The sequence below is a fragment of the Rhodopseudomonas sp. BR0C11 genome (assembly GCF_010820945.1).
Lineage (GTDB): Bacteria > Pseudomonadota > Alphaproteobacteria > Rhizobiales > Xanthobacteraceae > Rhodopseudomonas > Rhodopseudomonas palustris_H.
Genome location: NZ_QTKI01000006.1, coordinates 12,170 through 33,423, shown reverse-complemented (window position 1 = coordinate 33,423; position 21,254 = coordinate 12,170). Strand labels below are relative to the sequence as shown.

The window sequence follows — 21,254 nt, the reverse complement described above, 5'->3', positions numbered from 1 at the left end:
AGTCTGGCCCGGATGCCGAGCAAGGCCCTCAGTTTGGCTTTCTTGCGGACGATTGCGATGCGTGACATCGTTGCCCCTCGACCCCCCGCAATCATCCTAGGTGGAAGGCTTCAAGAAGCCTTTCCTCGATTCATTACAATTTGAGCGAAGCCGGAACCGTGCACAAACTCGCAGCGTTGAGCGCGCCGCCAAGGTCGCCTTTCACCCGACGCCCACTGTCATCTGGAGCTTCAAGCCGATGAGCGCCGCCGATAATCTGGCTGCGGTCGAGGCCGAAATCGTCAATGCTTGCAAGGATGCACGGCGTGAGCGCAGCGAGGTGACGCTGATCGCGGTGTCGAAGACCTTCGAAGCGGACGCGATCCGCCCGGTGCTGTCGGCCGGCCAGCGGGTGTTCGGTGAAAATCGTGTCCAGGAAGCCAAGGGCAAGTGGCCAGCGCTGGTCGAAGAGTATCGCGGCACCGAACTGCACCTGATCGGACCGCTGCAGTCCAACAAGGCCAAGGACGCGGTTGCGCTGTTCGATGCGATCCACTCGGTTGACCGCGACAGCCTGTGCGAAGCCCTGAGCAAGGTGCTGCCGCAGGCCGGACGCAAGGTCGAGTTGTTCGTGCAGATCAACACCGGGGAAGAGCCGCAAAAGGCCGGCATTGCACCGCAGGATGCCGATGCCTTTCTGGTCGCGTGCCGTGAGCGTTGGGGGCTGACGATCGGCGGACTGATGTGCATCCCGCCAGTCGATGAAGCTCCGGCACCACATTTCGCGCTGTGCGCGAAGATCGCCAAGCGCAATGGACTTGCCAAGCTGTCGATGGGGATGAGCGCCGACTTCGCCACCGCGATCCAGTTCGGTGCCACCCACGTCCGGGTAGGGTCGGCGATCTTCGGACATCGCTGAACCGGCGAAGGCGAGGTGCCTCGATCAGATCGAAGCTCCCGCGCTCTGCGCAGATAACGGCAGGAAACCTCGGCTACCCGATCACGATCTTCGTGTTGGGGCCGAGCCGGGCCAGCAGGCGGGTGAGGTTCGGCCGGGTCATTGCCACACAGCCGGCGGTGGGGCCGAAATTATCGCGGGCCAGATGCAGAAACACCGCGCTGCCGCGGCCCGCGACGCGTGGCCGGGTGTTGTGGTCGATCTCGACGATCAGGTCGTAGAGATGATCGTCACGCATCAGACGGTCGCCTTCGCCGGCCGGTGACCGGTGGATCGGCCGGTTGTAGTGCCGGCTTTGCGGGTCTTCGCACCAGGCATCGTCAGGACCGATGATGCGGATCGGCAGATGGGTGCGGGGGCGTGGGCCCCGGTCGGCACGCCACCATAGCCGCAGTGGCCGAAACGTGCCGCGCGGGGTGCCGCCGTCGCCTTCGCGCTTATTGGCTAGAATGCCGCCGCGACCGAGCGCCACCGGGATGGTCAGCCCACCAGCGACCAGCCAGCCGCGGCTGCGCTCGCCGGCAGCCCTGCGCACGATCAGCCGAAGCAGTGGCCCGGTCTGCGGCGATTTTCGCGAAGGTGCTGATCTGGCTGTCTTTTTCATGCGTCCGGAAGGTTTGCTGCAGGCATCATGGCGGCAAATTTAGGTCGCCGCAGTTAAATTCCGCGGAATCGCTCCCTATCTGCTGATCTGCGATACAATCGCGCGTGATTTGCGTGCGCGCCCCCACGAGAGCCGCGCCGCCAGACGACGGAAGGACAGCGCCGATGCCGAACGCCCGCAAGATCCTGATCGTGGACGACGACAATGATCTGCGCGACGCGCTGGTCGAGCAGCTGTCGCTGCACGAAGAGTTCGAGGCATCCGCGGTCGATACCGGTGCCAAGGGCGTGCAGACGGCCAAAGCGCTGTCGCCCGATCTGGTGCTGATGGATGTCGGCCTGCCCGACACAGACGGCCGCGAAGTGGTGCGCTCTCTGCGCAAGGGCGGTTTCAAGGCGCCGATCATCATGCTGACCGGCCACGACACCGACTCCGACACCATTCTGGGCCTGGAAAGTGGCGCCAATGACTATGTGGCCAAGCCATTCCGCTTCGCGGTGCTGCTGGCGAGGATCCGCGCCCAGCTTCGCCAGCATGAAGCCAGCGAGGACGCGGTGTTCACGGTCGGGCCGTATTCGTTCCGCCCCGGCTCGAAGATGCTGACCGGCGCCAACGCCAAGAAGGTCCGGCTGACTGAGAAGGAAACCGCGATCCTCCGCTTCCTGTACCGCGCCGGTCAGGCGCCGGTGTCGCGCGAGACCTTGCTGCAGGAGGTGTGGGGCTACAATTCCGGTGTCACCACCCACACGCTCGAGACCCACATCTACCGGCTCCGCCAAAAGATCGAGCGTGACGCGGCGAATCCGGAGATTCTGGTCACCGAGGCCGGTGGCTACAAACTCGTGCCGTGATACCAATAAGGGGCCGATTCACTCGTTTCCCGGTCCCGCATGTCGATCGAAGATGATGTTGCCCTGCTCGCGCGCGTTCCGACGCTGCGTCTGCTCGGCGAGCAGGCGCTGCGGATGCTGGCGATCGGCTCCGAGCAGCGCGACTTCGCGCGCGGCGACGTGATGTTCAATGCCGGCGAGCCGGCCGACGCCGGCTATGTGGTTCAGCGCGGCGCGTTTCAGATCACGATGGAAGACGGTGGCCTGCACGAGATGGTGGCGCGGCCGGGCGACCTGATCGGCGAACTCGCTCTGGTGATGCCGATGCGGCGGCCGACCACCGCGGTGGCGCTGGAATATTCCTCGGCGATCCGGATCGCCCGCAGCCTGTTTCAGCGGGTGCTCGAAAGCGATCCCGGCGCAGCGCTGCGGCTTCGCGACGAATTCGCCGCCCGTACCACTCAGGTTGCCAATGACATCGTCATGGTCGGCAGCAAGCTGACGTCGTAGCGACTTCGCTGCGAACTGGATTGCAGGGGGCGCGCGACGACCACGGGCCGAACCAACTAACTACAGCTCCATCGTCATCGTCACCGGGACATGGTCGCTCGGCCGCTCCCAGCTGCGCGCGTCGCGCAGGATCTTGAAGTCGATGACACGGTCCTTCAACGCTTCCGACACCCAGATGTGGTCGAGCCGCCGTCCACGGTCGCCGACCGTCCAATCGGCAGCCCGATAGCTCCACCACGTATAGACCTTCTGATCGAGCGGGATGCGGTCGCGCGCGACGTCGACCCAGTTGCCGGCGCGCAGCACCCCGAGCAGCTTCTCGCATTCGACCGGCGTGTGCGACACGACTTTCAAAAGCTGTTTGTGCGACCAGACGTCATGCTCGTGCGGCGCGACGTTGAGGTCGCCGACCAGGATGTGTCGCTGATCGCCGGACGGATGCAGCGGCTCGCAGGCTTTCATCTCGTCGAGAAACGACAGCTTGTGCTTGAACTTCGGATTGACGGCCGGATCGGGAATATCACCGCCAGCCGGAACATAGAAATTGTGCAGCACCAGCGGCGGTGCGGTCTCGTCGGTCTTCACCGAAACCGAGATGTGGCGGCTGTCGATGATGTCGCAGAAGGTGCGGATGTCGGTGGCGACAAACGGCAGCTTCGAAATCACCGCGACGCCGTGGTAGCCCTTCTGTCCGTTCAGCGCGATGTGTTCGTAGCCGAGGCGCTTAAACCGCTTCAGCGGAAACGCGTCGTCCGGACACTTCGTCTCCTGCAGGCACAGGATGTCCGGGCGCTGGGCCTTGAGGAATTTCGCCACCAGCTCGATGCGAAGCCGCACCGAGTTGATGTTCCAAGTCGTAAGCGTGAGACGCATGGGAGCTCGGTCGCAGGAGGGCAGGACGGCGCCGAAAGACGTATGACGCATCGTTGTTGCGCGGCATGAGGTCGGACGCAAGTCGACGGTGTGAACAACCGGCCGAGCATTCAGGCCGCGCTTTCACCTACGCGTCATGCGCGGGCTCGACCCGCGCATCCACTGTCTGCGCAGCGACCATCGAGAACGGCCCGATGGAAAGTCCCTAGCCCGGTGGAGTGCCGTAATTGGTGTAGTCGATCTTGAACATCGACGGATCAGGGCGCCTCGTGGTGTCGAGATTGTACACCGCCACGGTGGTGTCGTAGCCCTGCGGGTCGGTGACGGTCCATTGCTTGAGCTGGCCGTCCTTGGTGCCGAACATCAGCAGCAAGCGGCTGGTGCCGATAACGGCGTTCTTCTCTTCGATGATGATGTTCGAGTACAGGTCGTCGGAAGTGATGCTGACGACGTTGGTGTCGCGTAGCAGATCGAGCCGGTCGCTGAGCAGATAGCGTAGTGGCGTCTGCGACAGCGGATAGACGTCCTGGGTCGCGAGCTTGCGATCACGCACCACCACCGACTGGCCGTCGGCGATCATCGAGATCGGACTCGGGTCGTCATACTCGAACCGCACCCGGCCGGGTTTCATGATGTAGAAATCGCCGGTGAGCTTGCTGCCGTCCGGCCCGACCTGAACGAACTGGCCGACCAATGTCTGGAGCGACGACAGATACGCGCTGGCCTTGGCGGCCTCCGCCTTTTGAGCGGCATCGAAGGTGGTGAAAATGGATGCCGGGACGTTGCGCCGCGGATCGGGAATCACCGGCTCGGGCGGCGTGGTCAGCTTTGCGACCGGCGGCTGGGTGGGAGCTTGCGGCGAGCGTTGCTTCGGCTCGGCGGCACTGAGCTGGGTCGCGCGCGGGGACGGCTTCGGAGCCGGCACCGGCTCGGCGGTCGCCGGCTGGACTGCGGCGCTGACGAGGGTGGCCGCAGCGGCGGCGACGCAAAGCTGCCGCAGCCCGATCCCGGTCGCCCAATTCGGCATCAAGTCGTTGAATTGTTTGATCAAGCTCATGTCCTGCACGGCCGCGACGGCGTCGTCGCGGTGCCGGTCTGCCGCTACAGGGGCGCTGTGGCGATTTCGCGACCCCGCCCCGGCCGCCTGCATGACCCTGATCGCGCGCTTCAAAAGTTCGAATCCTCTTCCGCCACCAGGATCTCACGTTTGCCAGCGTGGTTGGCTTGGCCGACGATGCCTTCGAGCTCCATCCGCTCCATCAGCGACGCGGCGCGGTTGTAGCCGATCTGCAGCCGGCGCTGAATATAGCTGGTCGAGGCCTTGCGGTCGCGTTTGACGATCGCCACCGCCTGCTGGAACAGATCGCCGCCGCCGTCGCCGCCCATGCCGGTGGCGTCGAACACCGCGCCGTCTTCTTCGCTCGGCTCTTCGGCCGTGACCGCCTCGAGATACTCGGGCGCGCCCTGCGCCTTGAGGTGTTTGACGACCTTCTCGACTTCTTCGTCGGAGACGAACGGGCCGTGGACGCGGCTGATGCGGCCGCCGCCCGCCATGTACAGCATGTCGCCCTGGCCGAGCAGCTGCTCGGCGCCCATCTCGCCCAGGATGGTGCGGCTGTCGATCTTCGACGTCACCTGGAAGGAAATGCGGGTCGGGAAGTTGGCCTTGATGGTGCCGGTGATGACGTCGACCGACGGGCGCTGCGTAGCGAGGATTACGTGCAGACCGGCGGCGCGCGCCATCTGGGCAAGGCGCTGCACCGCGCCTTCGATATCCTTGCCGGCCACCATCATCAGGTCGGCCATTTCGTCGACGATGATGACGATGTAGGGCAGCGGTTCGAGGTCGAGCTTCTCTTCCTCGTAGATCGCTTTGCCGGTTTCCTTGTCGAAGCCGGTATGCACCGTCCGGGTTAGCTCCTCGCCCTTGGCTTTGGCTTCGCCGAGGCGGGTGTTGTAGCCGTCGATGTTGCGGACGCCGAGCTTGGCCATGCGCTTGTAGCGCTCTTCCATCTCGCGCACCGCCCACTTCAGCGCCACCACCGCCTTCTTCGGATCGGTGACGACGGGCGTCAGCAGATGCGGGATGCCGTCATAGACGGAGAGTTCGAGCATCTTCGGGTCGACCATGATCAGCCGGCACTGATCCGGCCGCAGCCGGTACACCAAGCTGAGGATCATGGTGTTGATCGCGACCGACTTACCCGAGCCGGTGGTACCTGCGATCAGCAGATGCGGCATTCGGGCGAGGTCGACGATGATCGACTCGCCGCCGATGTTCTTGCCGAGGCACAGCGGCAGCTTGTGCACCGTCTCGTTGGTGTCCTTCACGCTGAGCAGTTCGCGCAGATACACCTTCTCGCGATGCGCGTTGGGCAGTTCGATGCCGATCGCGTTGCGGCCGGGCACCACCGCGACGCGCGCCGACAGCGCGCTCATCGAGCGGGCGATATCGTCGGCAAGGCCGATCACGCGCGACGATTTGATGCCGGGGGCCGGCTCCAGCTCGTACAGCGTGACCACCGGGCCCGGGCTCGCCTTGATGATCTCGCCGCGCACGCCGAAGTCCTGCAGCACGCCTTCCAGCGCGCGCGAATTGGCTTCGAGCTCGGACTTGCTTAGCGGCTGCCGATCCGAGGCCTTCGGGGCAGATAGAACGTTAACCGAGGGCAGGTCGAACCGCGCCTTCTTGGCGGCCGGCTTCGGCGCCGCCTTCTTGCGCGGCGCGCGGGCGACCGGAGGAGCTTCCTCCTCTTCGTCGTCCTCGTCTTCGATCTCGTCGACCGGCTCGGGTTCGTAGTCGTCGTGGTGATCGACGTCCGGGGCGATCGGCGGCGCGGAGCGGCCGCCGAGCCGCGGCTCCTGCCGTTCAAAACCCTGCTTGCCGGCCGCGGGTGCACTGCTGACGAGGCCCTGATAGGACAGCTTCGCCAGCCGCCACAGCCGGGCCTTTGCACTCAGCATCGCGTGCACCAGCCAGCCGAGCGACACCGAGCCGCGGTCGGATTCTTCTTCGTCTTCGAGCGGCAGATCCTCATCGGACGTTGCCTCGTCGGGTTCGCGCTCACGCGATCCGAAACCGCCTGCGATCAGGAATGTCGCCAGCACCGCTGCGCCGAGGATGAAGCTGAGGATGACGCGGAAGATCAGGCCGGGACCGAACACCAGCGACGGCGCCCGCACCAGCGCGTCGCCGACCACGCCGCCGAGCCCGGTCGGCAGCGGCCACGCGGTGTCATGCGGAAACGACGAGGCGAAGCCGGCGGCGAAGATCGTGCACAGGAACCACGCGCCCATCCGCAACGCGGTGCGGTCGAAGGGGCGGTGATTGAGCATCCGCCAGCCCCACACCGCGACCGGCATCAACAGTCCGATCGCACCGAGGCCGAGGATCTGCATCGCCAGATCGGCACCGATCGCGCCGGGATAGCCGAGCAGATTATGGATGCGCCGCGAGGTGGCGTGGCTGAGGCTGGGGTCCTGCACCGACCAGGTCGCGAGCGCAGCCGCCGCCACCGCCGCGATCGCGATCAGGCCGAAGCCGGCGAGCTCGCGCAGCCGCCGCGTCAGCACCTCGCGCACCGAGGGCGGCAGGTGTCCGACCAGAGGAAAGGCTCGTTCGATCGCCGGCATGCTCATGGGGCCCTGCGCATCATCCGAGAATCCGCACCAGGCGATGCAGCGCCTCTGCGGTGGTTTCGCTGTCCTGCACCATCGCGACGCGGATATAGCCGGCGCCTGGATTGCTGCCGTCGTTCTGCTGCCGGGCCAGATAGCTGCCCGGCACCACGCGGACGCCGCCGTCCTTGAACAGGCTCACCGCCGCAGCCTCGTCGCCGCCATGAGCGGACACGTCGAGCCACAGGCAGAAGCCGCCGGCGGGCCGCTGATAACCGTAACGGGCGCCGAGGATCTGATCGGCGAGATCGAACTTCAGCCCATACAGCCGCCGGTTCTCCTCGACATGCGCTTCATCCGAATATGCGGCGACCGCGACATGCTGCAGCGGGATCGGCACCTGCGGACCCGCGACGTTGCGCAGCTCGTGATAGGCTTTGAGAAAGTCCTTATCGCCGGCGACGAAGCCGACCCGCATGCCGGCCAAATTCGATCGCTTCGACAGCGATTGGAACACGACGACGTTGCGGAAGTCGGGACCTGCGACCTGCAGCGCGCTGCCGGGCGCGATCTGGGTGTAGATCTCCGAGTAGCACTCGTCGCTGAGGATCATGAAGCCATAGCGATCGGCGAGCTGCTTCAGACGCACGAAGTAATCGCGCGAGGCGACCGAGCCTTGCGGGTTCGCCGGCGAAGCCAGATAGATCGCCACCGTGCGTTTCAGCGTGGCCTCGTCGAGCCGATCGAGATTCGGCAGGAAGCCGTTGGCGAGTGTGGTTGGAAGGAATACTGCCTCGCAGCCGGCGGCGCGCGCGCCGGCCGCATAGGCCGGATAGAACGGGTTGGGCATCAGGATCGCCGGCGTGCCGTCGCGCTTCGGCACGTAGCGCGCGGCAGCGATCGCAGCGAGGAACAACCCTTCGCGGCTGCCGTTCAGCACCAATATTTCGGTTTCGGGATCAGGCGCGCGACCGAGCGCAAAGCGCTTGGTCAGCCAGGCGGATGCGGCTTTGCGGAACGGCTCGATGCCTTTGGCCAGCGGATAGCGGCCGAACTCGGTGGTATGCCGCGCCAGCACGGCGCCGACGAAATCCGGGACCGGATGCTGCGGTTCCCCGACCGACAGATTGATCAGGCTTTGGCCCGGCTGATACAGTTCGGTCAGCCGGGCGAACGGCGAGCGCTCGCTCTGCCCGGTAGCGTCGACGCTGCCGGCCGCACGCGCCGGTGTGGTGGAAGCGGACAAAGCCATTCGAAATACGCCAGTTTTCACCGCACCCGATCGCCGTGGTGGATCGAGCGGAAACAGATCAGCCACCATAGATACGGCGAGGTTAAGACGCGATTAACCATCGACGGTTGGGGGCGGCGTGCCTAGATTATGGGAGTGCCTCGCGAGCAGGCGGAGGTCGGTATGGCGAGCAAGATCACCGGCAAGGGCCAAGTGACGATCCCGCAGGACATCCTCGAAACGCTCGGGGTTGGTCCTGGCGGCGAGGTCGACTTCAAGCGGGCCGCGAATGGTCGTGTCGTCGTTGAGAAGGCCCATCCGTCCCGCCTAGAGAGCGATTGGAGCAAGGCGCGCGGGTCGGCCGATGCCGGGCTGTCGAGCGATGAGTTGATGAACCTGCTACGCGGCGACGATTGAGCTGTGACGCTGGTCGACTCCAATGTGCTGATCGACTTCTTCACCGATGATCCCATTTGGTCAGGATGGTCCCTGACCAAATTGCGCGAGGCCGCGAGCCGTGGACCGTTGCTGATCAACGATGTGATCTTCGCGGAGGTCTCCGCCAGTTTTCAGAAACTCGAGACTATCGAAGCTGGCTTGAGGACTCTCGGAGTTCAGACTGTGCCGATCCCGCGCGAAGCTCTGTTTCTTGCCGGGAAGGCGTTTGTCCAATATCGGCGCGCGGGCGGAGTGAGGACTGGCGTCTTGCCAGATTTCTTTATCGGGGCACATGCCGCGAACGCGCAGCTGCCGCTGTTGACGCGCGATACCCGCCACTACCGCGCGTACTTTCCCACCGTCGAGCTGATCGTTCCGGACGGCCACTAATCGCCTTGGCGCAGTCGACGCGTCGCCGCGCGCCATAAAGAAAGGGGTCCCAGCTTGCGCTGGGACCCCTCGACGGTTCGGACATTGCCGGGTAGTTGCCCGAACCGTAGGTCTGGGCGCGGCGGTCTGGAGAACGCCGCGCCCTCGGGAGAACTTACATGTTGTAAGCGCGCTCGGTGTGCTCGACGAGGTCGAGGCCTTCGCGTTCGACTTCCACCGGGGCCCGCAGACCGACGATCACGTCGACGACCTTGTAGAGGATCGCCGAGCCGATGCCGGACAGCAGCACGGTGGTGCCGACGCCCCAGCACTGCGAGATCAGCTGGGTGGTCATGTCGTAGTCGCCGACCTTGCCGGCCACGTAGTCGTACACGCCGGTGCCGCCGAGAGCCGGGTTCACCAGGATGCCGGTGCCGATCGCGCCGACGATGCCGCCGACCGCGTGGACGCCGAACACGTCGAGCGAGTCGTCATACTTCAGCGCGTTCTTCACCACGGTGCAGAAGAACAGGCAGACCACGCCGACCACCAGGCCGAGCACGATCGCGCCCATCGGGCCGGAGAAGCCGGCGGCCGGAGTGACCGCGACCAGACCGGCGACGGCGCCCGACAGCGCACCGAGCACCGACGGATGACCCTTGAAGATCCACTCGGCGAACATCCACGACAGCGCCGCCGCCGCAGTTGCGACGAAGGAGTTGGTCATGGCGAGCGCAGCGCCGCCCGAAGCTTCGAGGTTCGAACCGGCGTTGAAGCCGAACCAGCCGACCCAGAGCAGCGAGGCGCCGGTCATGGTCATGGTCAGCGAGTGCGGAGCCATCAGCTCCTTGCCGTAACCGGTGCGACGGCCGACCAGCAGGGCGCCCACCAGACCGGCGATACCGGCGTTGATGTGCACCACGGTGCCGCCCGCGAAGTCGATCGCGCCCTTCTTGAACAGGAATCCGGCGTCGGCGTTGATTTCGTCGAGCTTGGCCTGCGCGGCGGTCTTGGCGGCTTCGTCGGCAGCGGCAGCGAGCGCCTTGGCGGCGTCGTTGATCGCGTCCGGACCGGCCCAGTACCAGACCATGTGGGCCATCGGCAGGTAGATCAGGGTGATCCACAGCGGGATGAACAGCGCCACGGCGGCGAACCGGGTGCGTTCAGCGAAGGCGCCGACGATCAGCGCGGGAGTGATCGCGCAGAAGGTCATCTGGAAGCAGACGTACACCAGCTCCGAGATGTTGGCGTCGACCGAGAAGGTCGCGGCCTTGGAGTCGGTGGTCACGCCGGCGAGGAACGCCTTGGAGAAGCCGCCGATGAAGTCCGAACCGCCGGTGAAGGCGAGGCTGTAGCCGTACAGCGCCCAGATGATGCAGGCGATACACACGGTGTAGAACACCTGCGCCAGCACCGAGAGCATGTTCTTGGAGCGGACCAGACCGCCGTAGAACAGCGCCAGGCCCGGGATGGTCATCAACAGCACCAGCACCGTCGAGGTGAGCATCCAGGCGTTGTCGCCCTTGTTGACCGTTGGCTCGGCGTAGGCCGCGGTTGCGGCGAACATGCCGGCCGCAAGGACCGCCAGTCCCGCGCCGTAGGGACGTTTGAACGTCATTTGTCGTCTCCTGAGTGAAGCAATGAAGGTGAGGGGATCAGAGGGCGGCCGCGTCGGCCTCGCCGGTGCGGATGCGCACGGCGTGGTCGAGGCCGATGACGAAGATCTTGCCGTCGCCGATCTGGCCGGTCTTGGCGGCGCTGGTGATCGCCTCGATGGTCTTCTCGACCTGCTCGTTGGCGATCGCGACCTCGATCTTGATCTTGGGCAGGAAGCTCACCGCGTATTCAGCGCCGCGGTAGATCTCCGTGTGGCCTTTCTGGCGGCCGTATCCCTTCACTTCCGTCACCGTCAAACCGTGAACGCCGATGGCGGTCAGGGCGTCACGGACTTCTTCGAGTTTGAATGGCTTAATGATCGCCATAACAATTTTCATGGGTCCTATCCCCGCTAGGTCCCGACCGAACTGGCCGGGAAATGATCTCGACTGAAAATCCCCACGCGGAGCATCACTACGCGGGCACAGCCGGCCCCTTAGAATCAAATGCCGTGCCAGTCGGGCGGGGCTTTGGAATCGTTTCGGAATCAGCGCCTTTTTCGCGGTGCGGCACTGGAGCACCAGCTGCGCTATTCGGTCGCGCTCAACAGGTGGGCATGCCTGATCAAAAATCAGGCATGCCAGCTTGCGGACACAATGATTGCCCAACCGAAGGGCATAACGCTTAGTCTAAAGTCGGGCGCTGGCTTACTGCAGCGCCTCGCCATGCTGCGAAATATCCAGGCCTTCGATCTCGTGCTCGCGGGAGACGCGGAGCGCCACGAACAGGCTGACAGCCTTCAGCAGCACATAGGTGGCCACGCCGGACCAGACGAAGGTGACCAGGATACCGGCAAGCTGGGTCAGCGGCTGCATCCAAGAGCCCTCGAGCGCGCCTGAGACGCCGCCGATCGAGGCGGTGGCGAAGATGCCGGCCAGGAAAGTCCCGGTGAGACCGCCGATGCCGTGGACGCCGAATACGTCGAGCGAGTCGTCGTAGCGCAGCTTGTGCTTCAGCCAGGTGCAGGCCCAGTAGCAGATCAGGCCGGCGACGATACCGATCACCACGCCATGCCAGGGTTCGACATAGCCCGACGCCGGCGTGATGGTGCCGAGACCAGCGACGGCGCCGGAGATCATGCCGAGCACCGACGGCTTGCGCCGCGCCATCCATTCGATCGCACCCCAGGTCAGCGCGCCCGAGCAGGCGGCGAGGTGGGTGGCGGTGATGGCGAACACCGCGCGGGAATCCGCCGCCAGGGCGGAGCCGCCATTGAAGCCGAACCAGCCGACCCACAACAGGCCGGTGCCGATGACGGCGAGCGACAGGTCGAACGGCGACAGGTTTTCCATGCCGTAGCCGTGGCGGCGGCCGATCACGATCGCCGCCACCAGGCCGCCTGTGCCGGCCGACAAATGCACCACCAGGCCGCCGGCGAAATCGAGCACGCCCATCGCGCCCAGGAAGCCGCCGCCCCAGATCCAATGCGCCAGCGGCACATAGACGAAGATGAACCAGCCGATCGAGAACAACAGATAGGCGGAAAACCGCATCCGGTCGGCGACCGAGCCGGCGACCAGGGCTACCGTGATGACCGCGAACGTCATCTGGTAGAGCATGAACAGCGCTTCCGGGATGGTCTTGGCCGCCGGGTTGACGCTGTCCATGGTCATGCCGGCCAGGAAGATCCGGTCGAACGAGCCGATCAGGCTGCCGCTGCCGGTGAAGGCGAGCGAATAGCCGAACGCCACCCACAGGATCGAAATCAACGCCACGGCCGCGAGGCTCTGGGCCATCGTGGCCAGCACGTTCTTCTTGCGCACCATGCCGGAGTAAAACAGCGCCAGACCGGGGATGGTCATCATCAGCACGAAGGCGGTCGCGACCGTCATCCAGGCGGTGTCGGCCGGGCTGATACCCGGCGCTGCCGTGGCCGTCCCTTGCGCCAGCGCCGGCGTCACCCCGGCTGCCGCAAGGCCGAATGTTGCAAGGATGTAGCCCGTCGCGGCCGACGCCGCGCGGCGTAGCAACAAGGTCATGATGCCCGTCCTGTTGGAACTGTGCGCGGCGCCCCCCGGCTCCGCGGGGTTGGGAAGTGGCTGTCGAAGGCCGGCTTACAGCGCGTCGACGTCGGTCTCGCCGGTGCGGATCCGCAGCGCGCGGTCGATCGGCGTGACGAAGATCTTGCCGTCACCGATTTGGCCGGTGCGGGCGCCGCGGGTGATCACTTCGACCGCCTTGTCGGCGAGCGCGGAATCGACCGCAATCTCGATCCGCAGCTTGGGCAGGAAATTCACGATGTACTCGGCACCGCGATAGATCTCGGTATGGCCGCGCTGGCGGCCGTAGCCCTTGACCTCGGTGACGGTCATGCCGTGAACGCCGATCTCGGTCAGCGCCTGGCGGACCTCGTCCAGCTTGAAAGGTTTGATGATGGCGACGACCAGTTTCATGCGTTAGCCCCTCATTCGCGCAAAGCCTTTTGACACCGCCGCGGCGGTGCTCCGGTCCCGTGTATATGCCGGGTTTAGCGGCAAGGCGCGCAGAAAATAAGCTGATTGACTGCTCAGCGAGAAGGCTAGGTGCCCGAGGTCGTCATTGCTGGCAGCTGAGGGGCCGGCCGCGCCGGAGCGGCGGTCAGCCCTTGGGCGCCTCGCGGCGTTCGCGCACCGAGCCTTCCTGGGCGACGGAGGCCACCAGGGTGCCGTCGGTCTTGAAGATCTGGCCGCGGGTCAGGCCGCGGCCGCCTTGCGCCGACGGCGAGTCCTGGGCGTACAGCAGCCATTCGTCGGCGCGGAACGGGCGGTGAAACCACATCGCGTGGTCGAGGCTCGCCGGCATCATCCGCTTGTCGAACAGGGTGCGGCCGTAGCGTGCCATCACCGCGTCCAGCAGCGAGAAGTCCGACGCGTAGGCCAGCGCGCACATGTGCAGCGCCGGATCGTCCGGCAGCTTGGCGGCCGTCTTGATCCAGACGTGGATGCGGCCGTCGTCGATCTTCTGGCCGAAATAGCGCGACAGCTCGACCGGGCGCAGCTCGATCGGCCGGTCGCTCTCGTAATAGCGCTTGATGAAGTCCGGCATCTCTTTGAAGAACGGCTGCTTGATGATCTCCTCGGCCGACAGCGCTTCGGGCGGCGGCACGTCGGGCATCTTGTCCTGGTGGTCGAAATTGGTCGGCTCGTCGTCGTGGAACGACATCATCAGCGAGAAGATCGCGTTGCCGTGCTGGATCGCCGTGACCCGGCGGGTGGTGTAGCTGCGGCCGTCGCGCAGCCGCTCGACCTGGTAGATGATCGGCACCTGCGGGTCGCCCGGCAGGATGAAGTAGCAATGCAGCGAATGCGGCAGCCGGTTCTCGACGGTGCGGCAGCCGGCGACCATCGCCTGGCCGATCACCTGGCCGCCGAACACCCGCTGCCAGCTGGTCTTCGGGCTGGTGCCGCGGAACAGATTCACCTCGAGCGGTTCGAGATCGAGAATCGAGATCAGATCGATCAGGCTCTTGGACACCGGTCGAGCTCCTTCTGGGCGTTCGTGCGAGGCGGGACAACGCGCAACAAAGCGTCGAAACAACAAGTTGGCCCGTCGCAACAGCGACCAGGGCGGAATGCCGCGCGGCCATGCAGGTGATTTCCCACCGCCGGCGTTGTCTGTTAGAAACCGCCCCAGCAACAGCGGGTTGGTCCTTGAAACCTGTTTCGCCCAGCTCCGATCCGGGCGCAAGGATCATGGCGCGAGAGTGAGAAATATGACGGCACCGCGAAGCATTGTGATTGGGGGCGGGGCGTTCGCCGGCTTGGCGCTGGCGCTGGCGCTGCGCCAGGGGCTCGGGCCCGAGGTGCCGGTGATCGTCGCCGATCCGGAGCTCGCGCTGCGACCGAGCCGCGACCCGCGCGCCACCGCGATCGTCGCGGCGTGCCGGCGGCTGTTCGAGGCGCTCGGAGTTTGGGACGAGGTGGCGCCGACCGCCCAGCCGATCGTCGACATGATCGTCACCGACAGCCATCTCGAAGATGCGACCAGGCCGGTGTTCCTGACGTTCGCGGGCGAAGTGCAGCCCGGCGAGCCGTTCGCCCACATGGTCGAAAACAAATATCTGGTCGAGGCGCTGGCCAAGCGCGCCGAGGCCGAAGGCGTCGAGCTGCGCGCCACCCCGGTCACCTCCTACGACGCCCGCACCGAAGCGATCGGCGTCACGCTCGGCGACGGCAGCGTGATCGATGCCAGCCTGCTGGTCGCCGCCGACGGCGCCAAGTCGAGACTGCGCCAGCGTGCCGGCATCGCCACCTATGGCTGGGATTACGACCAGTCGGGCATCGTCGTCACGGTCGAGCACGAGCGCGACCACAATGGCTGCGCCGAAGAACACTTCCTGCCCGCCGGTCCGTTCGCGATCCTGCCGCTCACCGGCCGGCGCTCGTCGCTGGTGTGGAGCGAGAGCCGCCGCGATGCCGAGCGGATCGTCGCGCTGCCCGAGAAGGAATTCCAGCGCGAGCTGGAAAAGCGGTTCGGGTTGCGGCTCGGCGACGTCAAGCCGCTCGACAAGCCGAAATCGTTTCCGCTCGGCTATTTCGTCGCGCAGTCGTTCATCGCGCCGCGGCTCGCGCTGATCGGCGACGCTGCGCATGTGATCCATCCGATCGCCGGGCAGGGCCTCAATATGGGCCTGCGCGACGTCGCGGCTCTGGCCGAGGTGGTGGTCGATGCGGCGCGGCTCGGAATCGATCCCGGTCAGGTCGACGTGTTGGAGGGCTATCAGCGCTGGCGGCGGTTCGACACCATGGCGATGGGCGTCGCCACCAACGGGCTCAACTTCCTGTTTTCCAACAACTCGCCGCTGCTGCGCGGGATTCGCGACATCGGCCTCGGTCTGGTCGACCGGCTGCCGCCTCTGAAGGGCGCCTTCATCCGCCAAGCCGCCGGCCTCACCGGCGAGACGCCGCGGCTGCTGAAGGGCGAGGCGCTGTAACGCGGCGCCCGGCTCAGGTCACCCGACGGCTCGGCCGCGCGGCGCCCTTCGCGCGTTGCAAAAAGCTGAAATATCTCAGCCGTGCCGCACCAGCCTCGTGGCTACAGTCCCGCCGAAGGAAACCGTGGCATGGATGGACGCCATTTCGCACAATTCGCGGCTTACAACCGCTGGGCCAACGCCCGGCTCTATCAGGCCGCGTTGGCACTGCCCGATGACGTCTACCCCCGCAGCGTCGGTGTGTTCTTCGGCAGCCTGCACGGCACGCTGAATCATGTGCTGGTGGCCGACCGAATCTGGCTGAAGCGACTGACCGGCGAGGGCGAGGCGCCAACCCGCCTCGATGAGATCTTGTTCGAAGATCTTCGTGCGCTGGCTGAGGCGCGTGCCGCGGAGGACCAACGCATTATCGAGATGATCGACGGCCACGACGCTGCCGCGTTGGCCGGAATGGTCGATTACGCGACGACCTCAGGCAAATCCTTCCATCAGCCGCGCGCCGAGATTCTCAGTCACGTCTTCAATCACCAGACGCACCACCGTGGCCAAGCACACGCCTGCCTGTCGATCCTGACCGGAGCCGAGCCGCCGACGCTGGATCTGCTGGCATTTCAGCGCGGGGTGACGGCGCCGGATCTCGCCGCACTCGCGGCGGGTCGTTAATCGAGTCGACGTGCCTCCTCCGGAAGCATGATCGGAATACCGTCTCGGATCGGGTAGGCCAGCTTGGCGCCTCGCGAGATCAGCTCCTGGCGGGCGGCATCGAACTCAAGCGGTCCCTTGGTGACCGGACAGACCAGGATGTCGAGCAGCTTGCGGTCGACGGTGTCGGGCCGCTCGGACGGCGAAATGGTCATAGCTTCAGGCTCCAGAACAACGGGCTGGCATCAGGCTTGATCGGACAGCAGCGCGGCGCCGTCAACGCGCCCGCGCAAATTGCTGTGTCGTCACTGCAGCGGCGGGTCGCCGCTGGTGCGCTTCTTGGCGAGGTCCATCTCGGTGACGGCGATCAGGATTTCGGCGCGGGTCTTGAGGTCGGGCGCCTCTAAGAGCGCCTGCTTCTCCGCCGGCCCATAGGGCGACATCATCGCCAGTGCGTTGACCAGGGCTTCGTTCGGCGCGCTTTCGACGCCGTCCCAATCGACCTTGAGGTTGTTGGCCTTGAGAAAGTCGGTCAGTACCGACAGCAGGGTCTCCCGATCGACCTCATCCTCGCCCTTGCGAGCGGTAAAATCGTCGACGAACGGGAAATAGTCGACCTTGCACTGCCGGTACGGCGTCAGCACCTCCAGCTCCTCGACCACCTTGAAGCGCGAGACGCCGGTCAGTTCGAGGATGTAGCGGCCATCACCGGATTCGGCGAGCTGGGTGATTCGCCCGACGCAGCCGACGTTGAACAGCGACGGCTTCTCGGCGGTCTCGGACGAATGCGCCGTATCCGGCTGAATCATGCCGATCAGCCGATGGCCGTCGCGCAGCGCATCGTCGATCATCGCCAGATAGCGTGGCTCGAAGATATTCAGCGGCATCTGGCCGCGCGGCAGCAGCAGCGCTCCCGCAAGCGGAAACACCGGAATCACTTCGGGAAGATCGGCTGGCCCGCGATAGGCGGCATTGATCGGCATCGCCGGCTCCGCGCTTTGAATTTCGATTACGAGAACAGAATAGTCGACAGCCGCTTGCGGCCTTCGACGGTGGCGTCGTCGGTCGGTCCCCAGGCGTCGAAGAACTGCACCAACTGTTTGCGGGCGCCGTCGTCGTTCCATTTACGGTCGCGCTTGACGATGTCTAGCAGATGCGTGGTCGCATCCTCGCGCCGGTCGGCGGCATTCAGCGCGATCGCCAGATCAAATCGCGCCTGATGGTCGAGCGGATCGGCCGCGACCTTCTGTTCGAGCTCGGCAATCGGGCCGAGCGACTGTGCCTGTTCGGCAAGATCGATCATCGCCTGCACGGCCTTGACGGAGGCATCCTCGCGCTTGGCCTCGGGCACCAGCCCGAGCGTCTTCTTGGCCTGTTCGGTAGCGCCGGTCTGCATATAGCAGCGGGCCAGTCCGGCGATCGCCTGGATATTGGTGCCGTCGGCCCGCAGCACTTCGGCATAGATCGAGGCCGCGGTCTGGACATCACCCTCCGCCAGCACCGCTTCGGCTTCCTGCAGCAGCTCGGCGGCGGTCGGCGCACCGCCCGGCATGCCGGCGGTCAGTTTCTCGATGAAGGCGTTGACCTGGCTCTCCGGCACCGCGCCCATGAAGCCGTCGGCCGGGCGGCCGTCGACGAAGGCGATCACGGCCGGAATCGACTGGATGCCCATCTGGCCGGGAATCGACGGATGCTCGTCGATGTTCATCTTGACCAGCTTGACCTTGCCGTTCGCGGCCCGAACCGCCTTTTCCAGGATCGGGGTGAGCTGTTTGCACGGACCGCACCACTGCGCCCAGAAGTCGATCAGAACCGGCTGGCGCTTGGATTCCTCGATCACATCGCGGACGAAGGTCTGGGTCGTGGTGTCCTTGATCAGATCGGCGGCCTGAGGCGCCGCACCGCTGCCCTGCTCCAAAATCGTCACGTCGTCCTCGCTGTTGTCCGTCGGGTTCGCCGTTTTAGCACGGCCCCCGCTCTAGATGGCGCCAGAAGTTCAATTTGCAACGGGAACCGATGCTCCACCGGCGTTCGCCAGCGAGCCCCGGCCGGATCGAGTTTATGCGGTGGCTGCCGGCGCGGCACCCCGCGCGCTCGGTCGCATTTGAGGCAAAATCTCTCAGGCGGTCATCGATCCGCAAAAAGCCGGCACATGAAATGTCGAACGGCTGTTGCAATCGCTCGCGGCATTTGGCATACGACTGCCCACGGTCGTGCCCACGGCGCGCCGTTTCTCGGATGCGGGTGTAGCTCAGGGGTAGAGCACAACCTTGCCAAGGTTGGGGTCGAGGGTTCGAATCCCTTCGCCCGCTCCAGAGATCCGCCAGACTAGGCGATTGCTTTTCCAGTCTATTGATCCACTTGTCGTGACGGCAGTTGTTCGTGCGTGCAATGCGCCGGGCAGACTTCTGATTCGCTCGACGCTCGCCTGAACCTTAGATCGCCGCAACGAGATCGGGCCCCGCACGGGATGACACCGCGCGGAGCCCGCTGCATCGTTGGCGGTCGGGATCGGGGTAGTGACGCGCGATCCGTCGGCGGCCGATGTCGCGGGCCGCGCCTGCGCGGCGGTCCTGCCGGCCTGAGGATTAGACTAGCGGCCGAGCAGCTCTTTCGCGATCTGCCTGACGAAGAACTCCGACGACGCGATCGTCAGGTGGCTGCCGTCGAACGTCACCGGCGTGCCGCTGCCGGGAACGGCGAGCAGACAGCCCTGATCGTTGCAATAGACCGGCGTTGGCGAAATGAACTCGACGCCTTGCGCGGCGAAGAAAGCGCGCAGTTGTTCATTGGCTTCGGCTTCCGAGCGATCCAGCCGGGGCGGGCGGTCGCGCGCCGGGATCTCGGATGCGGACATCAGGCCGGCGGCCTCGGACCGGTAGGCCTGCGCCAAAATCCGCTTCGGCGGTGTTCGCCAGCTCGGAAATTTCCCCACCACGACGATCCGCCGGATGCCGATGCTGCGCAGTTCAGCGAGCGTCGCCTTGATCATCGCGTCAATCGCCGCGGGATCGCGGTCGGCGCCGTCGTAATCGTGCCACTGCCGCGCCACCAGGATCACCGTGTCAGGCTTGATCGCGTTCAGCCGCTCGCGTGCATTGGCGTTGGCGGCGGTGCAGCCCGGTGTTTGAACGCTGACGTAGCCGAAGATCGGCGGACACCCCGCCGTGGTGTATTGCGACAGCACGAAGCCGCCCCCGCTCTCCTGCAAGGCGCGCAGCCCAGGATAGAGATGCGCGGCGTGGGAATCGCCCCACAGTGTGATTCTCGGCACACCGGGCAATGCGGCGTCATCGCACTCGCGTGCGAAGGTCGAGCCCGAGCCAAGGAAGCAGCTCTTCAGCCGATACGCCGGCATCGCCTCGGCCTGGTGATCGCGGGTGACGATCTGCACGCTGGGGCTGAAGCGTGTCGGAAAGCCGCTCGCCAAGTAGATACCTGCACCGAGAAGCCCAACCAGCGCGACGCCGGCGAAAGCGGCGGCGGTCTTGGCGCGGGTCGGCCGATAGCGGATCTTCGGCTCGACGAACCGGTAAGTGAAATCGGCGAGCCCAAACGCCACCACGACCGCGATCAGCTTCATCAGCGGCGGCGGCTCCTCGCCGAGCCGCACGATTCGGATCGCGGCCAGCACCGGCCAATGCCACAGATACAGCGGGTAGCTGATCAGCCCGACATAGACCATGGCGCGATTGCCGAGCAGCCACCGCCCGACCCAGGTGCTAGGGCCTGTGCCGATCAGCAGCGCGGCGCCGAGCACCGGCAGCATCGCCCACCAGCCCGGAAAAGCGCGGCTGCGGTCGATCAAGGCAGCACCGGCAGCAATCAGCGCGAGACCGGCGATCGCCCCGATGTTGCGCAGCGTGACGGCGTGCTGCGCAAATGGCGCCGCGGGGTTCGCGGTGGCGATCGCCAGAAGGCAGCCGGTCATCAGCTCCCAGAACCGCGTCACCGGCAGATAGAACGCGGCTGATTGATGAGCCGGTGTCAGCAGCAGATTGGTGACAAACGAAGCCAGCAGGATCACCACCGCAGCCACCACGGCGCCGTTCTTCCAGCGCCAAGCTAGAATAATCACCGGCGGCCACAGCAGATAGAACTGCTCCTCGACGCCGAGCGACCACAGATGCAGCAGCGGGTTCAGCTCGGAGGCGGTGTCGAAGTAGCCGGCGTCATTCAGCAGCGCGATGTTGGCGAGGAATGCTGCGCCGAACCCGATCGCCTTGCCGGCGTCGCGATAATCGACGGGAAACAGCAGGAACCAGCCGCCGATCGCGCAGGCCGCCAGCACCAGCAGCAGTGCCGGGAAGATGCGGTTGATGCGGCGGGCGTAGAACGTCGCGAAGCTGAAGTCGCCGCGGTCGAGCGCCTGGCAGATGATCGACGTGATCAGGAAGCCCGAGATGACGAAGAAGACGTCGACGCCGATGAAGCCGCCACGGACCTCCGCCGGAAAGGCGTGGAACCCAACCACCAGCAGCACTGCGATCGCGCGCAGGCCATCGATATCGCTGCGATAGGCCGGTCTCATCGGGAATCGTGGTCCTGGCGAGGCAAGAAGAGCGAATTGGACGCTGCGGGCTCCGTCAACACGCAGGGATGCAAACAGCGCGTCATCGCGAAGCCCTCCCGCA

Annotated in this window: 21 protein-coding genes and 1 tRNA gene; 8 read left to right on the top strand and 14 right to left on the bottom strand. The window is 65.4% G+C overall.

The genetic code is table 11. The annotated features are described in order from the left end of the window. Positions 1-238: 238 nt before the first annotated feature. On the top strand, positions 239-898 hold the full coding sequence (locus DYI24_RS01695; protein ID WP_164571018.1) for a YggS family pyridoxal phosphate-dependent enzyme: 660 nt from the start codon (positions 239-241) through the stop codon (positions 896-898). Positions 899-971: 73 nt separating this feature from the next. Here DYI24_RS01695 and DYI24_RS01690 read toward each other — a convergent pair whose 3' ends face one another. Continuing rightward, positions 972-1,541, bottom strand: a complete 570-nt coding sequence (locus tag DYI24_RS01690) for a L,D-transpeptidase family protein (RefSeq protein ID WP_164571017.1) — start codon at positions 1,539-1,541, stop codon at positions 972-974. 164 nt (positions 1,542-1,705) lie between these two features. Here DYI24_RS01690 and DYI24_RS01685 point away from each other — a divergent pair, with 164 nt between their 5' ends. Both DYI24_RS01685 and DYI24_RS01680 read left to right on the top strand, forming a co-directional pair. Continuing rightward, positions 1,706-2,392, top strand: coding sequence for a response regulator transcription factor (locus DYI24_RS01685; protein ID WP_011155851.1), 687 nt, complete (start codon positions 1,706-1,708; stop codon positions 2,390-2,392). A gap of 39 nt (positions 2,393-2,431) precedes the next feature. Continuing rightward, the gene (locus DYI24_RS01680) at positions 2,432-2,881 is read left to right on the top strand and encodes a cyclic nucleotide-binding domain-containing protein (protein WP_107342529.1); all 450 of its coding nucleotides are present in this window, start codon (positions 2,432-2,434) and stop codon (positions 2,879-2,881) included. Positions 2,882-2,941: 60 nt separating this feature from the next. Here the strand turns inward: DYI24_RS01680 and DYI24_RS01675 are convergent, their stop codons facing one another. The 4 genes from DYI24_RS01675 to DYI24_RS01660 all read right to left on the bottom strand — a co-directional run bounded on the left by DYI24_RS01675 (position 2,942) and on the right by DYI24_RS01660 (position 8,624). Next, a complete protein-coding gene (locus tag DYI24_RS01675; protein WP_164571016.1) occupies positions 2,942-3,754 on the bottom strand; it encodes an exodeoxyribonuclease III in 813 nt (270 codons plus the stop codon). Positions 3,755-3,959: 205 nt separating this feature from the next. Further along, positions 3,960-4,904 (bottom strand): outer membrane lipoprotein carrier protein LolA, encoded by a 945-nt coding sequence (locus DYI24_RS01670; protein ID WP_164571015.1) that lies wholly within the window; start codon positions 4,902-4,904, stop codon positions 3,960-3,962. Positions 4,905-4,921: 17 nt separating this feature from the next. After that, positions 4,922-7,393, bottom strand: coding sequence for a DNA translocase FtsK (locus tag DYI24_RS01665; RefSeq protein ID WP_164571014.1), 2,472 nt, complete (start codon positions 7,391-7,393; stop codon positions 4,922-4,924). Positions 7,394-7,406: 13 nt separating this feature from the next. Further along, complete coding sequence (locus tag DYI24_RS01660; RefSeq protein WP_164571013.1) at positions 7,407-8,624, bottom strand: aminotransferase class I/II-fold pyridoxal phosphate-dependent enzyme; 1,218 nt, start codon at positions 8,622-8,624, stop codon at positions 7,407-7,409. Between the two features lie 162 nt (positions 8,625-8,786). On the opposite strand from DYI24_RS01660, the gene DYI24_RS01655 reads away from it, so the two are divergent. Both DYI24_RS01655 and DYI24_RS01650 read left to right on the top strand, forming a co-directional pair. After that, positions 8,787-9,020 (top strand): AbrB/MazE/SpoVT family DNA-binding domain-containing protein, encoded by a 234-nt coding sequence (locus DYI24_RS01655; protein ID WP_164571012.1) that lies wholly within the window; start codon positions 8,787-8,789, stop codon positions 9,018-9,020. Positions 9,021-9,023: 3 nt separating this feature from the next. Beyond that, positions 9,024-9,431, top strand: coding sequence for a type II toxin-antitoxin system VapC family toxin (locus DYI24_RS01650; RefSeq protein WP_164571011.1), 408 nt, complete (start codon positions 9,024-9,026; stop codon positions 9,429-9,431). A 154-nt stretch (positions 9,432-9,585) separates the two neighbouring features. Here DYI24_RS01650 and DYI24_RS01645 read toward each other — a convergent pair whose 3' ends face one another. The 5 genes from DYI24_RS01645 to tesB form a co-directional block, all read right to left on the bottom strand. After that, complete coding sequence (locus tag DYI24_RS01645) at positions 9,586-11,028, bottom strand: ammonium transporter (protein WP_164571010.1); 1,443 nt, start codon at positions 11,026-11,028, stop codon at positions 9,586-9,588. 37 nt (positions 11,029-11,065) lie between these two features. Beyond that, positions 11,066-11,404, bottom strand: coding sequence for a P-II family nitrogen regulator (locus DYI24_RS01640; RefSeq protein WP_011155842.1), 339 nt, complete (start codon positions 11,402-11,404; stop codon positions 11,066-11,068). A gap of 309 nt (positions 11,405-11,713) precedes the next feature. Next, on the bottom strand, positions 11,714-13,045 hold the full coding sequence (locus DYI24_RS01635) for an ammonium transporter (RefSeq protein ID WP_164571009.1): 1,332 nt from the start codon (positions 13,043-13,045) through the stop codon (positions 11,714-11,716). Between the two features lie 75 nt (positions 13,046-13,120). After that, the gene (locus DYI24_RS01630) at positions 13,121-13,459 is read right to left on the bottom strand and encodes a P-II family nitrogen regulator (RefSeq protein WP_011155840.1); all 339 of its coding nucleotides are present in this window, start codon (positions 13,457-13,459) and stop codon (positions 13,121-13,123) included. Positions 13,460-13,643: 184 nt separating this feature from the next. Beyond that, complete coding sequence (gene tesB, locus DYI24_RS01625) at positions 13,644-14,519, bottom strand: acyl-CoA thioesterase II (protein WP_107342521.1); 876 nt, start codon at positions 14,517-14,519, stop codon at positions 13,644-13,646. Positions 14,520-14,616: 97 nt separating this feature from the next. On the opposite strand from tesB, the gene DYI24_RS01620 reads away from it, so the two are divergent. Both DYI24_RS01620 and DYI24_RS01615 read left to right on the top strand, forming a co-directional pair. Next, on the top strand, positions 14,617-15,978 hold the full coding sequence (locus DYI24_RS01620) for a ubiquinone biosynthesis hydroxylase (RefSeq protein WP_283810828.1): 1,362 nt from the start codon (positions 14,617-14,619) through the stop codon (positions 15,976-15,978). Positions 15,979-16,107: 129 nt separating this feature from the next. Next, positions 16,108-16,641: a DinB family protein gene (locus DYI24_RS01615; RefSeq protein WP_164571007.1), complete on the top strand. Its 534-nt coding sequence runs from the start codon at positions 16,108-16,110 to the stop codon at positions 16,639-16,641. Here the strand turns inward: DYI24_RS01615 and DYI24_RS01610 are convergent. The 3 genes from DYI24_RS01610 to trxA all read right to left on the bottom strand — a co-directional run bounded on the left by DYI24_RS01610 (position 16,638) and on the right by trxA (position 18,547). Beyond that, positions 16,638-16,835 carry a Trm112 family protein gene (locus DYI24_RS01610; RefSeq protein ID WP_107342518.1) on the bottom strand — a complete coding sequence of 66 codons (198 nt, stop codon included), beginning with the start codon at positions 16,833-16,835 and terminating at the stop codon, positions 16,638-16,640. The genes DYI24_RS01615 and DYI24_RS01610 overlap by 4 nt on opposite strands. 90 nt (positions 16,836-16,925) lie before the next feature. After that, positions 16,926-17,603: an LON peptidase substrate-binding domain-containing protein gene (locus tag DYI24_RS01605; RefSeq protein ID WP_107342517.1), complete on the bottom strand. Its 678-nt coding sequence runs from the start codon at positions 17,601-17,603 to the stop codon at positions 16,926-16,928. Between the two features lie 26 nt (positions 17,604-17,629). Further along, positions 17,630-18,547, bottom strand: coding sequence for a thioredoxin (gene trxA / locus DYI24_RS01600; protein ID WP_107342516.1), 918 nt, complete (start codon positions 18,545-18,547; stop codon positions 17,630-17,632). A 313-nt stretch (positions 18,548-18,860) separates the two neighbouring features. Here trxA and DYI24_RS01595 point away from each other — a divergent pair. Continuing rightward, positions 18,861-18,935, top strand: a tRNA-Gly gene (locus DYI24_RS01595). Between the two features lie 278 nt (positions 18,936-19,213). Here the strand turns inward: DYI24_RS01595 and DYI24_RS01590 are convergent. Next, positions 19,214-21,151 carry an acyltransferase family protein gene (locus tag DYI24_RS01590; RefSeq protein ID WP_164571006.1) on the bottom strand — a complete coding sequence of 646 codons (1,938 nt, stop codon included), beginning with the start codon at positions 21,149-21,151 and terminating at the stop codon, positions 19,214-19,216. Positions 21,152-21,254: the final 103 nt, after the last annotated feature.

Coding starts and splice junctions, on each gene's coding strand:
- DYI24_RS01615 (WP_164571007.1), top strand. CDS start 16,108: ATGGATGGACGCCATTTCGCACAATTCGCGGCTTACAACCGCTGGGCC.
- DYI24_RS01665 (WP_164571014.1), bottom strand. CDS start 7,393: ATGAGCATGCCGGCGATCGAACGAGCCTTTCCTCTGGTCGGACACCTG.
- DYI24_RS01635 (WP_164571009.1), bottom strand. CDS start 13,045: ATGACCTTGTTGCTACGCCGCGCGGCGTCGGCCGCGACGGGCTACATC.
- DYI24_RS01670 (WP_164571015.1), bottom strand. CDS start 4,904: ATGCAGGCGGCCGGGGCGGGGTCGCGAAATCGCCACAGCGCCCCTGTA.
- DYI24_RS01655 (WP_164571012.1), top strand. CDS start 8,787: ATGGCGAGCAAGATCACCGGCAAGGGCCAAGTGACGATCCCGCAGGAC.
- DYI24_RS01645 (WP_164571010.1), bottom strand. CDS start 11,028: ATGACGTTCAAACGTCCCTACGGCGCGGGACTGGCGGTCCTTGCGGCC.
- DYI24_RS01630 (WP_011155840.1), bottom strand. CDS start 13,459: ATGAAACTGGTCGTCGCCATCATCAAACCTTTCAAGCTGGACGAGGTC.
- DYI24_RS01620 (WP_283810828.1), top strand. CDS start 14,617: ATGCCGCGCGGCCATGCAGGTGATTTCCCACCGCCGGCGTTGTCTGTT.
- DYI24_RS01605 (WP_107342517.1), bottom strand. CDS start 17,603: ATGCCGATCAATGCCGCCTATCGCGGGCCAGCCGATCTTCCCGAAGTG.
- DYI24_RS01640 (WP_011155842.1), bottom strand. CDS start 11,404: ATGAAAATTGTTATGGCGATCATTAAGCCATTCAAACTCGAAGAAGTC.
- DYI24_RS01590 (WP_164571006.1), bottom strand. CDS start 21,151: ATGAGACCGGCCTATCGCAGCGATATCGATGGCCTGCGCGCGATCGCA.
- DYI24_RS01695 (WP_164571018.1), top strand. CDS start 239: ATGAGCGCCGCCGATAATCTGGCTGCGGTCGAGGCCGAAATCGTCAAT.
- DYI24_RS01660 (WP_164571013.1), bottom strand. CDS start 8,624: ATGGCTTTGTCCGCTTCCACCACACCGGCGCGTGCGGCCGGCAGCGTC.
- DYI24_RS01675 (WP_164571016.1), bottom strand. CDS start 3,754: ATGCGTCTCACGCTTACGACTTGGAACATCAACTCGGTGCGGCTTCGC.
- DYI24_RS01680 (WP_107342529.1), top strand. CDS start 2,432: ATGTCGATCGAAGATGATGTTGCCCTGCTCGCGCGCGTTCCGACGCTG.
- DYI24_RS01690 (WP_164571017.1), bottom strand. CDS start 1,541: ATGAAAAAGACAGCCAGATCAGCACCTTCGCGAAAATCGCCGCAGACC.
- DYI24_RS01685 (WP_011155851.1), top strand. CDS start 1,706: ATGCCGAACGCCCGCAAGATCCTGATCGTGGACGACGACAATGATCTG.
- DYI24_RS01610 (WP_107342518.1), bottom strand. CDS start 16,835: ATGACCATTTCGCCGTCCGAGCGGCCCGACACCGTCGACCGCAAGCTG.